Source organism: Clostridium sp. (genome assembly GCF_036643715.1).
Lineage (GTDB): Bacteria > Bacillota > Clostridia > Clostridiales > Clostridiaceae > Clostridium.
This window is the reverse complement of sequence record NZ_JAVXRL010000069.1, coordinates 1-14,478: the sequence shown is the minus strand read 5'-3', so window position 1 is coordinate 14,478 and position 14,478 is coordinate 1. Positions and strand designations below refer to the sequence as shown.

Annotated in this window: 16 protein-coding genes; 9 read left to right on the top strand and 7 right to left on the bottom strand. The window is 30.1% G+C overall.

Annotated features, from left to right (window positions below; all coding sequences use genetic code 11):
• Nucleotides 1-319: 319 nt before the first annotated feature.
• Together RSF37_RS13925 and feoB are read left to right on the top strand one after the other, a co-directional pair.
• Nucleotides 320-547, top strand: a complete 228-nt coding sequence (locus RSF37_RS13925; protein WP_332564990.1) for a FeoA family protein — start codon at nt 320-322, stop codon at nt 545-547.
• Between the two features lie 10 nt (nt 548-557).
• Nucleotides 558-2,666 (top strand): ferrous iron transport protein B, encoded by a 2,109-nt coding sequence (gene feoB / locus RSF37_RS13920; RefSeq protein WP_332564989.1) that lies wholly within the window; start codon nt 558-560, stop codon nt 2,664-2,666.
• A gap of 47 nt (nt 2,667-2,713) precedes the next feature.
• Here feoB and RSF37_RS13915 read toward each other — a convergent pair whose 3' ends face one another.
• Together RSF37_RS13915 and RSF37_RS13910 are read right to left on the bottom strand one after the other, a co-directional pair.
• On the bottom strand, nt 2,714-3,694 hold the full coding sequence (locus RSF37_RS13915; RefSeq protein WP_332564988.1) for an ATP-binding protein: 981 nt from the start codon (nt 3,692-3,694) through the stop codon (nt 2,714-2,716).
• The gene (locus RSF37_RS13910; RefSeq protein ID WP_332564987.1) at nt 3,687-4,703 is read right to left on the bottom strand and encodes a DnaD domain protein; all 1,017 of its coding nucleotides are present in this window, start codon (nt 4,701-4,703) and stop codon (nt 3,687-3,689) included. Before RSF37_RS13910 ends, RSF37_RS13915 begins: the two co-directional genes overlap by 8 nt.
• 187 nt (nt 4,704-4,890) lie before the next feature.
• Between RSF37_RS13910 and RSF37_RS13905 the strand changes: the two genes are divergently transcribed.
• Nucleotides 4,891-6,081 carry a peptidoglycan DD-metalloendopeptidase family protein gene (locus RSF37_RS13905; RefSeq protein ID WP_332564986.1) on the top strand — a complete coding sequence of 397 codons (1,191 nt, stop codon included), beginning with the start codon at nt 4,891-4,893 and terminating at the stop codon, nt 6,079-6,081.
• 1 nt (nt 6,082) lies between these two features.
• Here RSF37_RS13905 and RSF37_RS13900 read toward each other — a convergent pair whose 3' ends face one another.
• The 5 genes from RSF37_RS13900 to RSF37_RS13880 all read right to left on the bottom strand — a co-directional run bounded on the left by RSF37_RS13900 (nt 6,083) and on the right by RSF37_RS13880 (nt 9,901).
• Nucleotides 6,083-7,285: a S8 family serine peptidase gene (locus RSF37_RS13900; protein ID WP_442878733.1), complete on the bottom strand. Its 1,203-nt coding sequence runs from the start codon at nt 7,283-7,285 to the stop codon at nt 6,083-6,085.
• Nucleotides 7,286-7,352: 67 nt separating this feature from the next.
• The gene (locus RSF37_RS13895; RefSeq protein WP_332564984.1) at nt 7,353-8,177 is read right to left on the bottom strand and encodes an MBL fold metallo-hydrolase; all 825 of its coding nucleotides are present in this window, start codon (nt 8,175-8,177) and stop codon (nt 7,353-7,355) included.
• Nucleotides 8,178-8,200: 23 nt separating this feature from the next.
• Complete coding sequence (locus RSF37_RS13890) at nt 8,201-8,632, bottom strand: DMT family transporter (RefSeq protein ID WP_332564983.1); 432 nt, start codon at nt 8,630-8,632, stop codon at nt 8,201-8,203.
• Between the two features lie 84 nt (nt 8,633-8,716).
• Entirely contained in the window at nt 8,717-9,178 is a 462-nt protein-coding gene (locus RSF37_RS13885; RefSeq protein ID WP_332564982.1) for a dUTP diphosphatase, read from the bottom strand.
• A 183-nt stretch (nt 9,179-9,361) separates the two neighbouring features.
• The gene (locus tag RSF37_RS13880) at nt 9,362-9,901 is read right to left on the bottom strand and encodes a hypothetical protein (RefSeq protein ID WP_332564981.1); all 540 of its coding nucleotides are present in this window, start codon (nt 9,899-9,901) and stop codon (nt 9,362-9,364) included.
• Between the two features lie 154 nt (nt 9,902-10,055).
• Between RSF37_RS13880 and RSF37_RS13875 the strand changes: the two genes are divergently transcribed.
• The 6 genes from RSF37_RS13875 to rlmH form a co-directional block, all read left to right on the top strand.
• Nucleotides 10,056-10,217: a DUF1540 domain-containing protein gene (locus tag RSF37_RS13875; RefSeq protein WP_332564980.1), complete on the top strand. Its 162-nt coding sequence runs from the start codon at nt 10,056-10,058 to the stop codon at nt 10,215-10,217.
• 245 nt (nt 10,218-10,462) lie between these two features.
• Entirely contained in the window at nt 10,463-11,722 is a 1,260-nt protein-coding gene (locus RSF37_RS13870) for a UDP-N-acetylglucosamine 1-carboxyvinyltransferase (protein WP_332564979.1), read from the top strand.
• A 26-nt stretch (nt 11,723-11,748) separates the two neighbouring features.
• Nucleotides 11,749-12,540, top strand: coding sequence for an MBL fold metallo-hydrolase (locus RSF37_RS13865; protein ID WP_332564978.1), 792 nt, complete (start codon nt 11,749-11,751; stop codon nt 12,538-12,540).
• 28 nt (nt 12,541-12,568) lie between these two features.
• Nucleotides 12,569-13,066, top strand: a complete 498-nt coding sequence (locus RSF37_RS13860) for an SEC-C metal-binding domain-containing protein (protein ID WP_332564977.1) — start codon at nt 12,569-12,571, stop codon at nt 13,064-13,066.
• Between the two features lie 84 nt (nt 13,067-13,150).
• Complete coding sequence (locus tag RSF37_RS13855) at nt 13,151-13,792, top strand: lactate utilization protein (RefSeq protein ID WP_332564976.1); 642 nt, start codon at nt 13,151-13,153, stop codon at nt 13,790-13,792.
• Nucleotides 13,793-14,011: 219 nt separating this feature from the next.
• Nucleotides 14,012-14,478 (top strand): 23S rRNA (pseudouridine(1915)-N(3))-methyltransferase RlmH (gene rlmH / locus RSF37_RS13850; protein WP_332564975.1); only part of this gene is annotated, 467 nt, incomplete at its 3' end.

Genomic DNA, 14,478 nt, shown 5'->3' with positions numbered 1-14,478 from the left:
AGTGCCGGCCTGTCACGCCGGAGGTCGAGGGTTCGAACCCCTTCTGAGTCGCCAAAGAAGTAAGATATAACTTACTTCTTTTTTTATTGTCTAAAAATAGATATATCAAATATTAGGATATTTAACTAATTAAAAAGCATAATTTAATTAGTTAAGTATCCTATTTTTTTGTGTAAAAATAGTCATTAATAAGGCACATTAAGAAAGCTTTTGTCATATATTGATAACAGCTATAAAGATTAAATAATCAAATAAACTTCTTTAGAAAAGTTCTAAGATATACATAAAAAAATGTATCTTAGAAAGGAGACTTATGAAAATGAAATTAAAAGAAGCAACTATAAACTCAATAGTAAGAGTTATTAATATAAATGCAAAAGGTGAACTTAGAAGAAGATTTTTTGATTTAGGAATAATAGAGGGAACTAGTATAGAAGTTTTGTTTAAAGGCCCCTTTGGAGACCCAGTAGCTTATTTAATAAGAGGCGCAATAATAGCATTAAGAGAAGAAGAGGGGGAGAAGATAGAAGTAATCAATTGTTTATAGGAGATATGTTATGGGTTTAACTAAAAGCTCTACAGGAATTAAAGTATTAACTTTAAATGGAAACAATAATAAAAAAGAAGACTTAGTAATTGCTTTAGCCGGAAATCCTAATGTAGGTAAAAGTACAGTATTTAATGCTTTAACAGGGATGAATCAGCATACAGGCAATTGGCCAGGTAAAACAGTAACAAATGCTGAAGGATACTATGAGTACAAAGATTCTAAGGTAAAGGTCGTGGATCTACCAGGGACGTACTCATTGCTATCTAATTCTGAAGAAGAAGAAATAGCAAGAGATTATATATGTTTTAGTAAACCGGATGTTGTAGTTGTTGTTTGTGATGCAACATCACTTGAACGAAATTTAAATTTATTCTTTCAAATAACGGAGATAACCGATAATGTTATACTTTGCATTAACTTAATTGATGAGGCAAAGAAAAAAGGAATAAGGATAAATGTAAAGAAACTAAAGGATGAAATTAAATCAACTGTAGTAGAGACTTCTGCACGAGATGGTTTTGGAATAACTGAATTAAAAGAAGCAGTATTAAATAGTAATAAAAATAGAGAAAAATATTTATTGAAATATGATGAGGATATAGAAAAAGGAATAGTAGAAATAGAAAATATTTTAATTAATTCAAAAGAATTATTAAGTAAAGATACAATAAAGAGTAGGGTAAGATGGCTTTCTACGAGGCTGTTAGAAAATAATATAAGTATTAAGGAAACTATAGTAAACAAATATAATATAAGCAATGAATTAATAGAAAAAGTTGAAGCAGTAAAGAGGCCTTTAAATATAGAAGATAGAATTGTTGAAACATTAGTTAAAGAAGCTGAAAAGGTTAATAACAGTGTAGTTAATATTAACTTAGGATATGGTGCATTTCAAAGGAAAGTTGATAAAGTATTAGTTTCAAAGAAAACCGGCATACCAATTATGATAATAACTTTATTAGTTGTACTATGGATAACGATAACTCTTGCTAATTATCCATCTCAATGGTTAGCTAGCATGTTTTCAGAAGGTGAAGATTTACTTAGAAGTGTATTTAATAATATATCTGCACCTGCCTATATAAGTGGGATATTAATAGATGGTATATATGTAACTTTAGCTTGGGTTATATCGGTAATGTTGCCACCGATGGCAATATTCTTTCCTATGTTTACATTATTAGAAGACTTAGGATACTTACCAAGAATAGCATTTAACTTAGATAAATGTTTTAAGAAGTGCTCAGCTTGTGGCAAACAAGCCCTTACTATGTGCATGGGACTAGGATGTAATGCTGCTGGCATAATTGGGTGCAGAATTATTAATTCGCCAAGAGAGAGGCTTATAGCCATACTCACTAATGTGTTCATGCCGTGCAATGGAAGATTCCCAATGTTAATAACAATATCATCATTATTTATTGGTGGAATGGCAGCTGGATTTAAATCAGGATTTTTAGCAGCTTTTACAGTAACTAGCGTAATTATCTTAGGCGTATTTATGACATTAATTATATCTAAAATATTATCAAAGACGGTATTAAAAGGTGTACCATCAAGTTTTATACTAGAGCTTCCCCCATATAGAAAACCTCAAATTGGAAAAGTAATAGTAAGATCAATTTTTGATAGAACTTTATACGTATTAGGAAGAGCCATATCAGTTGCAGCGCCTGCAGGTATAATAATATGGATATTCTCAAATATTTCAGTTGGCGATGGAACAATACTTTCTGTTTGTGCAGACTTCTTAACTCCATTCGCTAATATGATTGGACTTGATGGATATATATTAATGGCATTTATACTAGGATTTCCTGCAAATGAGATAGTAATGCCAATTATAATAATGAGTTACTTAAGGGCAAGTACTATTATGGAAATGGATAGCTTAGTTGCACTTAAAGAACTTTTAATTTCAAATGGATGGACTGTATTAACTGCAATAAATACTATGATTCTTTGTCTTATGCATTATCCTTGTGGAACAACTGTGTGGACTATTAAAAAAGAAACAAAGAGTATTAAGTGGACAGCCCTATCAATAATAATACCAACAGTAGCAGGTATTGTACTTTGTTTCTTTACAACTCAAATATGGAGACTTATAGCGTAGAATTTTTTATAAAAAATTCGCCTCCACTTTTGTGGAGGCGAATTAAATTATCTTCTTGATAAATTCAATTTAATTCTTATATCGTCAGAATAAAACTTCTGTAATTTAAAGTTTCCGATTAATCTTGAAGAAATTCTTTCGCTATAGTGCTTTGCAAGACCTGATAAAGTAAAGTTAGTTGAAATAATCATCTTCTTTTTCTTTAAAAGTTTTCTATTAATTAAATTAAATAGTTCAGTTGCGACAAAGTCATTTAATTGTTCTGAACCTAAATCGTCGATTATAAGTAAATCACAATCAATTAACATCTTTTCTAAAGCGTAATTGTTGTTAAACTTTATATCACGAATAGCACGTATTAATTCATCTGATGTTTTGTAAACAACTAAGAATCCTCTATCAAGTAATTCTTTAGCGATACAGTAAGAAAGAAAAGTTTTACCGCTTCCTGCTGTACCATAGAATAAAAGATTTTCTGAATCCTTACCGAAGTTTGGAATGAATTCTTTAGTTATAAAATCATAATTATTTTTCATATTAGTTTTAGCTGAATACTTTTCACCATTGTCAGCTCTTGAAGATGAAAATAAATCAATATTAAAATTATTAAAGTTATTATCTTTTATAATTTCTTCAAGTTCTGAGTCCTTATAATATAGCTTAACTAATTTATCTTTATAGCAATCACATTTGTCAACACCAATATAACCAGTATCTTGGCACTTGTTACATCTGTAATGCATATTAAGATATTCAGGATTATAACCACGTTCAACTAAAGATTCGCATTTCTTTGCCCTTAAGTCAGTAATATGTTCTTTAATCTTTTCAATATCTTCTTCACTTGTATTGGCTTTTAAAATAGTCATAGTTAATTTTAATGAAAGTTTATGTATTTCGTTATCTAGTTCAAGTATATGAGGATGAATAGCTTTTATTTCCGCACGTCTTTCTCTTAAGTTTTTCTCCTCAGTTGCTCTGACTTTTTGGTAAACTTCCATTAATTCAGCTTGATACCCTTTAATCATCTTTATCCCATCCTAGTAATTTCTTTTCAAGAGAATCATAATCATATTCTCTTTGCTTAAAATCATTAAATCTTAATGCTTTATTATTTGAATTATTATTATTGTTGTTATTGTAATTATTTTTATATTGTTTAGTATTACCTTTATTAGCATTTTTATCTTTAAGTGCAACATCTTCTATAGTTTTAATATTATTTTGATGCCACTTAGATAAAATACCATCTATATATTTAAAGTCGGCTCTATTAAGTCTTTCGAAACAAATATCGCAAGCCTTTTGGATTAAATCCATATTGAATTTATAAATGAAGAGCCATTTTTCAAGTAATTCTTCTTGTGGTTTCATAACTTCGGAACTACTCATTCCAAGGTATGATAGTATCTTTCTTATTTTAGTCCATTTATCTTCATTTTGCTTTATATGACACTGTGCTTCTTCAACAGTTTTTATGTCCATGTCATTCCAAGATTCTGCAACCTTTTCTATGTATCTAAAGTTATTCTTACCTTTAGAAGAACAGTATTCAATTAAAATTAGAATAAGTTCAGATGGGAATGCAAAATCACGTTGCCATCCTAAATATATTTCCATTTCTTTACTTGATAAAGGCCTTGAAAGAATCTTTTCAATATCTTTTAGCATATCAGTAGTTTCACTGTTATTTAATGCTTCTAATATATTAATATTTTCTTTTGAATTTTCAGCACTTTCTTCATCAAGTGATACGAATTCTATGCTGAAATTACTCATCTTATCTATTGGAACAAGCTTAATGACACCTTCATCATTCCAATAGTTCAGTGCATTCATGATATCTGATTCTAGTAAATTTAATGCTGATGCCATAACAGAAGAATTAACCCCTGGTTCACTAGAAATATTGTATTTTAACATTAATAAATAAACCTTAACAAATTCACCACGAGCTTTTGGCATATATTTTTCTAAAAATACATTGCTTACTGGTGTGAAGTTTAAGGTATTGTTCTTAAGCATAAAAGTGCTCATTCGGCATATCTCTACCTTTCAAATTAGATTTAAAGCAATCATCTTCTATATTATTGCTTATATGTAAACTAATTATAACAAAGTGATGTGAGGATAACAACTTAACAAAAAAATAGAAATGTATAAAAAATTCATTATTGGATAACTTAAGAGATGTGCCATAAATTTTAAAAAAGAGGAGACAATTATGAGTTCGAGTATTAAAAAGAAAATAATAATAACAGTAGCTTCACTTTTAATGGTAAGTGTATGGTTATATGCGTACTTAGTAAATAGTACGAAAGGGTTTGAAGTATATTTAGGAGATGCAGTTATAGGTTATTCTCCAAATAAAGCAGAAGTTAAAGAAGATTACAAGAATATATTAGATGATTTAAATGAAAATTTAAATGAAGAAGAAAAAGTTAAAGAAGAGAAGTTATCTTTCAAAAGATTGAATAAAGAAGTTAATTCAAGTACATATAAGGAATTTCAAGAGAATGTAATAAACACAGCTCAAAACACAGTAACTTTGAAGTCATTAAACATAAAAGGTAAAAGCATAGGTTATGTTATGAGCAATGAAGGCGTTAATAATGTACTTAAAAAAGTAGGAGATATTTACGCTAAGGAAGCTAAAATTGATAAAGATAGCATTGAATCTATAAATATCAAAGGTGATATAAAGTTAAAAGATGAGAAAGGTAATTTATCTAAGCTTTCAAGTGAAGAAGAGTTAGCTAATATTATAGTGAACACTAAAGGTTTGTTAGATGTTGATTTAGTAGTAAGAGATAAGAGAATAATTGATATTGAATCATCAATTAAAATAGAGAGATCAGAAGACTTATTAGTGGGTGAAAGTAAAGTTCAAGAAGGAAAAAAGGGAAGAAAAGAGCAAAATGTTAATGTAATTTATAGAAATGGTAAGAAAGAAGATGTAAAAGTCTTATCAGAGAAGGTAATAGAAGAAAGTAGTAGTAAAGTTATTACTAAAGGTACTAAAAATATATTAAATAGTAATGCTGCAGTGCTAACTAGCCCAACAAGAGGGGGAGCCATTACATCTACCTTTGGAGAAAGATGGGGTAAGAATCATAATGGTTTAGATATAGCAGGTAATACTGGTGATCCTGTTATGGCAGCATTAGATGGAAAAGTTAAAAATGTATTCTATGAGAGAGATGGTTATGGTAATGTAGTCATTTTAGAACATGAAGGTGGTATAGAGACTAGATATGCTCACATGAGTAAGACTGAGGCTAGGGTTGGAGAAACTGTTAAGAAGGGTGATATAGTGGGTAGAATAGGTAGTACTGGACGAAGTACAGGGCCTCACCTACACTTTGAAGTAAGAGTGGATGGAAACCCTGTAAATCCAGAAAAATATATAGGCTAATTTATTGAAGAAGCTTATTGAAATTAAATATACCAGCACCAACATTTGCTTTAGGAAAGTCCTTAGGATCGCAAGCAAGCTTTAATACGGATAAAACATCACTAAAATTAAAAGATTCATTATATTCAAGAATAAGTGCACATACAGCTGAGACAAATGCAACAGATAAGGATGTACCACTAAAGGTTTTATAATTGGCATCTAGTTTTTTCGGATATAACTTGATGCCGTCTTTTTCAGATATAAAATTTTTATCAGTATTTAATGATGTTATATTAACGCATGCAGTAACAAAGTCTGGTTTATTAACTTTGCCGTAAGGTCCTTTTGAAGAGTATAAGTAAGGTGATAATGAATTTTTTGAATCAACACCGCCAACAGTTATACAATTTTTTAAAGTTGCGATTCCCATAATATTATTAGAGTTAGAATTTGTACTTCCACTTGGAAGTACAGGTATAACTCTATTTTTATTTGCAAAATCAAAGACTGCATTAAAAGCATCAATGATATAAATATTGTGGTTTAACAACTCAAAAGGAAGACATAATATTCTAATATTTTTTTCCTTCGAGATCTTTACTAAATTTTCTATGCTGTAGATAATATCAGAAGCGTAGCCTTTACCAAGTGCATCAAAAGCTTTAGAACAAACTATTTTACTAGAAGGCGCGATTCCTCGATACATACTATCTGAATTTATTCCACTTCCACAGATTATTCCAGACATTGCAGTTCCATGACCGTTATCATCATAAGGATGTTCTAGACCATTAACAACATCATAAAAATTTTCTATACAGTTATGTGGGCTTAGTAAGTCTTGATGTGGGAAAATGCCACTGTCTACTAGCCCTATTTTTATGTTAGCTCCTGAATATTTGTTATTGCTATATTTGCTTAAAGAATAGCAATTATTTGCAGAGCTTACGCTCATTCCACATAAAAATAAGTAGTCATCGAAAAAAATCTTTTCAATTTCAGGATATTCTAAAATAGATTTAATTTCATATTTATTTAAATTGGCTACAATCATATTACAAGACTCTAGAGGATAAATTAAGGCGCCTTTAAAATGGGAGACCTTCTTTACCATAGAGGAAAAGAGTTTCTTACACTTAATAAAAACCCTATACCTTTGATAGGCATTGTGTTTTAAAGCAATATTAAGATTGTAATCAAGTTTGCTTTTAAGATTGAACATAAAGCACCCCTATAATAGTTATTACAATACCATATTATAGTTCTACTCCTATATTTGTTAATACTTTTTAAAGCTTATATGTTTGACCTACATTTAATATTTTTACAGACTCATCATTGAAGTTTACTAAAGTTTCGTGAGTCTCTTTAAAATCTTCTAAAGAAATTCTAAAAGTCTTATAATGAATAGGAATCATTATTTTAGAATTCATCATTTTATACATTTCATATCCTTCATCAGGAGAGCAATGCATATGCTGGAACCTTGCAGGTTTATAACATCCAACAGGCATTAAAGCAACATCACACTCAATATCTTTAAAGTTTTCAGTGAAGGCGGTATCCCCTCCAAAGAATATCTTTTTATCATTTCTTTCTATTAAGTATGAATGACTTTCATTATCTATACCAACATAAAATCTACGTCCATCGTGGTTAGCTTCAACAGATGTTACTTTAATATATTTATCAATATAGCTTTCGCCAGTTCTTATAAGATGAACATTAGTAAATCCCATCATAGTAAATATTTTTTTGTAACCTCTTGGAACTATAATCTTAGTATCTTTATTAAGTTTTTTAAGCTTTCTAAGTGATGGAAAGTGCATGTGATCCATATGACCGTGTGAAAGAAGTATGTAATCAAACTTAATAGCAGTTATATCATAAGGTTTATCAATAACCCTCTTAAAGTAACCAAGCCTATCAGATACTACTGGATCTGTAACAATTAGCTTTCCTGAAAGGTTCATAATTGTTGTAGCATGACCGTACCAATTAATAGAATCCTCAGATATTTCGTCTGTGTCAGATTCCTCTCTATCTTTAAAGTATTCTCTTAAATTATCATAAGTTAATCTAGAGAGAAATTTAATGTTTTTAAAAAAATTCATTGTATTATCTCCTTAGTTTATAGTTATCTTTTCCATTTAAATACTATAATACCTATAATCATAATTGCAACACCTATATATTCTTTTAAGGTAAAATTAAGTTTTTCACATCCAAAAAGACCGAAGTAATCTATGACTGCTGCAGCTATAAGTTGTGATACAAGTATAATAGCAATGGAGTAGGTAGGACCTAATGAACCTATACCCATCATTACAGTAAAAACTATAATGACTCCTAAAACTCCACCTAACATATAAATTTTACTAGTATTTTGGAGTTCTCTAAAATCACCTTTTCCAAAAAAAGCAGTAATTATTAAAGTAATTATTAATCCTGTAACTTGAACTAGGGTGTTAGTTTCCCATATTCCTATTTTATCGCCGAGTTTAGTATTAAAAACTCCTTGAAAACTCATTGCAATTCCAGATATTATTGAAAAAATTATTCCAAACAAAAAAATCACCTCAAGGTTAGTATTACCATTGAGGTGTTATTTATAATAAAAAAAGCTATAAGAAATATTTCTTATAGCAAAAAATTAATTAAATGTCTTTTCTAATCCGTTTTGTATTTCCCCATCAGAAAAACCTAAAGTATTTCCAAGAGTCAATAAATCTTCAAATAAAGTTTTGAAGTGATCCTCAGAACGTGAAATAATTAAGTCGTTTATATCTATGTACAAATTAAGAAATTGATCACTTAAGCAATCTTCAGTAGGTTGAGCAAAGAAATCAGATGAATTATCATACTGATTAGTTACGCCTATTGAAAGCACCTGCTTTAAACAATCCAAGTATTTTGAAAAAATAGTAGTGTTATTAACACTAGGTAATACATCCTGAGTATAAGCGAAGCAATGTGTTTCATTTGCAAGATCGCTTAATTTAACGTGAAGTTCTAGATTCTTTCTAGCTTTAATTTTGTATTCAGTTAATTCTGGGTTTATACACAATCTTTTATCAAGTTCTTTTTGTTCTTTAAATAAATTACTAACAAACATAAAAAAATCCCCCTGTTCTTAAGGCAATTATCTTTTTCTATTTTACAAAATCTTTTAAATAAAGGAAAGGGGAGTAAACGAATACAAACGAAATTTGTTTGAAAATTTTTAAAAATTAAAAAAAAAGCATCAAAAAAGAACCACATTTTATGAAAATGGGTTCTTAATCTCTTAATTTAAAGATTAAAAAGTTTTAAGTTCAAAATCTTTAAGTCTAAATTCTCTTTTATTATTTGGAACTTTCCATAATTGGAACTTATCTATTTTTAAAGTCGTATTTTCTAATTTAAAGTTTAAGGAATTTTGAGTTTCATTTGGTTTTTTCTTATCCTTAGGAATATAGTTTAAATTAGCTAAAGAGATTGAAATATTATCTAAACTATTTTCTCTAATATTAAAACCGTGAAGTTTTAATGTGTCTTTAAGAGCACGATCTATTTTCTTTATGTATCCACGTTCATTTATCTTTAGATTTATAGTTTTATTATCTTCACATAGTGAAAGATCTTCTGAAAGTTCTACCTTAAACTTTTTATAAGGTTTAAGAACTTTTTCTATAATTACGTTTAGTTTTTCAACGTTCGGGTTATCTAGAACTTCTAGCGCTATATATGGTGCTGGAGAGTTTCTATTTCCCTTAAATCTTTTTGAAACGTTTTTTTGAATTGGATTAATGATTTCATAAGACGAATCATCAAATAATGCAACAATGTAATATTTCATATAGTACCTCTCAAAAATATATTCTTTATAGGATTTAGTATCCAAACTTTTCTATAAATTATAACATAATACTTTAAAGAAAAAAACAAGTAGCATAAATAAAAGAAGAGACAGACATAATAATATTGTAAATTACGTTTTAGGAGGTATTAGTATGAATCATAATTCAAGCATTGGATGTACAGTTGAAGAGTGTAAGTATCATTGTAAGGATGATAATTTCTGTACTTTAGATTCTATCCAAGTAGGTAAAAATACAGCTCAAGCTAAAGAAGTTAAAGCTACAGACTGTAACTCATTTGAACTAGGAAAATAAGAGAAAATTTAATATTAAATGTTAAAAAGTATAAGATAGATGAAATTTAGCAAAAGTTTCATCTATCTTATTTTGCAATAAAGTTAAAAAAATTATTTCAATAATACAACTTTGTGTTATAATGATAATCGAAATAAAAAAATGATAATAGGATTATAATGTCTTATAGATTTTATTTTGGATAATAAAAACAAAATTGGGAATTTTATTTGTATAGAAACTAATAAGTAACAAGGGTGAATTGGATGGAAAAATTAGTTATAAGTGGAGGAAATCCACTAAAAGGTTCAGTTGATATAAATGGTGCTAAAAATGCTGCAGTTGCAATTTTACCAGCAGCAGTAATAGCAAGCAAAGGTAAGTGTGTTATTGATAACATACCAGATATTGAAGATGTACATTGCTTAGAAAGAATACTTCTTAGCTTAGGATGTAAGTTAAAAAAGATTAATAATAATACGTTAGAAATAGATAGTACAGACGTACATACATATGATGCATGCACTGAGGATGTAAGAAGAATGAGAGCCTCATATTACTTCATAGGAGCACTTCTTGCTAGATTTAAAGAAGCAAGAGTAGAGCTTCCAGGGGGATGCCCTATAGGTGTAAGACCTATAGACCAACACATAAAAGGGTTCGAAGCTCTTGGTGCAGATGTAACAATAGAACATGGAGCTGTAAAAGTTAAAGCAGATAGACTTATAGGAACAAATATCTTCTTTGACGTTGTTTCAGTTGGAGCAACAATTAACGTTATGATAGCAGCTACTTTAGCTGAAGGAATGACAACTTTAGAAAATGTTGCAAAGGAACCTCACGTAGTTGATGTTGCTAACTATTTAAATTCAATGGGTGCAAACATTAAAGGTGCAGGAACTGACATTATAAGAATTCAAGGTGTAGACGAATTAAAAGGATGCGCGTACAGCGTAATACCAGATCAAATAGAAGCAGGAACATTCATGATAGCTGCGGCAGCTACAAAAGGCGATATAACAATCACTAATGTAATACCAAAGCATTTAGAATCAATTACTGCAAAGCTTAATGAAATGGGCGCAACAGTTGAAGAAGGCGATGATTCAGTAAGAGTCGCTTACAATGGAAAACTTAAAGGAGTTAACGTTAAGACAGCTCCATATCCAGGTTTCCCAACAGACGTTCAACAACCAATGTCAACTTTATTAAGTATAGTACCAGGCAGAAGCTTAATTACAGAGTCAATATGGGAAAGCAGACACAAGCATATTGATGAACTTAAGAAGATGGGTGCTAACATAAAGGTTGAAGGCAGAGTAGCTATAATAGACGGTGTAGAAAGACTTACAGGAGCAGTTGTAAAAGCAACTGACCTAAGAGCTGGAGCAGCTATGGTTATAGCAGGTCTTATAGCAGACGGAGTTACAGAAATAACTAGCATAGAACATATAGACAGAGGATACCCACACATCGAGGATAAGTTCAAAAAACTAGGTGCTGACGTAAGAAGAATTGAAGACTAAGATTAGGATTTTTGGGGGAACAACAAATGATATTTTGTTCACTTTATAGTGGGAGTAGCGGAAATAGTATACTTGTTGGTAATGATACAACAAAGATATTAGTTGATGCTGGAATGCCAGGCAAGAAAATTGACGAGGCATTAGCAAGAATAGATCAAAATCCAAAAGATATTGATGGTATTTTTGTCACTCACGAACATTCAGATCACGTTAAGGGTGTAGGAGTTTTATCAAGGAAGTATGATATTCCTATATATGCAAATAGTAATACATGGGAAGCCATGGAAAAACTAGTTGGGAAGATAAAAGAGCATAATATAAAGATAATGGATAAGCGTAGTACTGTAGAGATTAATGATTTATCCATTAAATCTTTTAATATACCCCACGATGCTTCAGGGCCAGTTGGATATACTATAAAGTCACAGGATAAGACTGCAAGTATTGCAACTGATTTTGGGACATTCACAGAAGAAATAAAAGACAACATTAAAGAATCTGACATAATACTTTTAGAAAGTAATCATGATGTTAGCATGTTGAAGTTTGGACCATACCCTTATAACCTTAAGAGAAGAATCTTAAGTGAAATAGGGCATTTATCAAATGATGATTGCGGCAAAGCTATAATAGAGCTAGCAAAGTATGGAAGAGAGAAACAGATAATACTAGGCCATTTAAGTGGTACTAATAACCACCCAGATTTAGCTTATCAGACAGTAATTAATATACTAGAAGAAGAAGGGCTAAAGCTTGGAGATGATATTAATATTAAAATGGCGAGCAGACATGAGCCCAGCTCATTAATCAACTTATAATTTTTTTAGAAAGAAAGAGGCGAAGGATATGAGTTTATACAAAGATTGGACAGATATGGTTGTTGAATATGTGAAAGAAAAAGGCGAAAAGGCATTCTGGGAAGAATACGGAAACATCGAAACAAAGATATACAAAGAGATATTATCAGCTCACACAGAAGTTAAAAAGAGCACAATTAAAGAATTAGCTAATAAATACGGCACAACTAATGAATTCGTAATGGGATTCGTAGATGGAATTAATGATAGCTTAAAAACTTCATATGACTTAGAAACTATAGACGAAAACACAGAGTTAGCTTTCGATATAGATTTAGAAAAGTTATACTTCAATATGCTTGATGCTAAAGCTGAATATTTATATACTCTACCTCAATGGGATGGAATATTCTCAGAAGAGAAGAGAAAAGAAATAGAAAAGCAATATAGAGAATCAGGTATTGTTAGAAATGAAGAAAAAATAGGTAGAAATGATCCATGTCCATGCGGAAGTGGAAAGAAATATAAGAAGTGCTGTGGAAAATAAATTAGCCTAGAATAGAATATTAAAAAGCTCATAAAACACTTATGGGCTTTTTGTTATACATAATTTTTAGGAGGTATTTGCAAAATGAATGATTATGAAATTTGGTCAAATGAAACTAAAATTGAAAGAACTATAGATGCTCTAGAGAAGAACAACATGAATGGATTTTATGCTAAAACTAGAGAGGATCTTATAAATAAGATAACTGAGCTTGTAGATGAAGGTTCAATGGTTACTTGTGGAGGATCTGAAACTTTATTTAAAACTGGTGTTATTGATCATTTAAGAAGTGGAAGATATGATTTCTTAGACAGATATAAGCAAGGTATAACTCAAGAGGAAGTAACAAACATTTTTAAGCAAGCCTTCCTTTCAGATGCATACTTTGTAAGTAGTAATGCCATTACTGAAGATGGATTTATATATAATGTTGATGGTAATGGAAACAGAGCTGCAGCAATTTTATATGGTCCTGAAAAAGTTATTATTATTTGTGGTGCTAATAAGATAGTTAAGGATTTAGATGAAGCTATAAAGAGAAATAGAGCTTTAGCTGCTCCTATGAATGCTAAAAGATTAAATAAAAAGACACCATGTACTAAGGTTGGATATTGTATGGACTGTAAAAGCCCTGAAAGAATATGCAATGAGTACACTTTAATTAAGAGACAACGTAGTAAGGACAGAATACACGTGATTTTCTTAAATGAGAATTTAGGATTCTAAGACTAAATAGAACTGCACTAGTTATTTTAAAAGTATAACTATACTTAGCGGAAATAAGGAGACTATTTCTAAATTTTTACTAACTAGTGCATATACTTATTATATATTTATGCATATACATAGTACTTTTATTACATAATTTTAAAAAGTAAACGGAATAATTGGCCAGTAGTCTAGTTTTAGGCTATTGGCTAATTGTCGTAATAATGGAGGAAAAGAATGAACATAACTTTAATTACGGTTGGAAAACTTAAGGAGAAATATTTAAAACAAGCAATTGATGAATATGCTAAAAGACTTAGCAGGTATTGTAAACTTGATATAATTGAACTTCAAGATGAGAAGACACCAGATAATGCATCTGATAAGGAAGAAATTCAGATTAAGGAAAAGGAAGGAAGAGCAATTTTATCTAAGATTAAGGATAATTCTTACGTTGTTGCTATGGATCTTAAAGGTAAGCAACTTACTTCAGAGGAGCTTTCTTCTTTTGTTGAGAAGTGCGGAGTTACTGGTAATTCTAATATTGTTTTTGTTATTGGAGGAAGTCTTGGTCTTTCTGATGAAGTTATTAGGAGAGCGGATTATAAGCTATGCTTCTCAAAGATGACTTTCCCACATCAACTATTTAGGGTTATGCTTTTAGAACAAGTTTATAGAGCATTTAGAATAATGAAGAATGAACC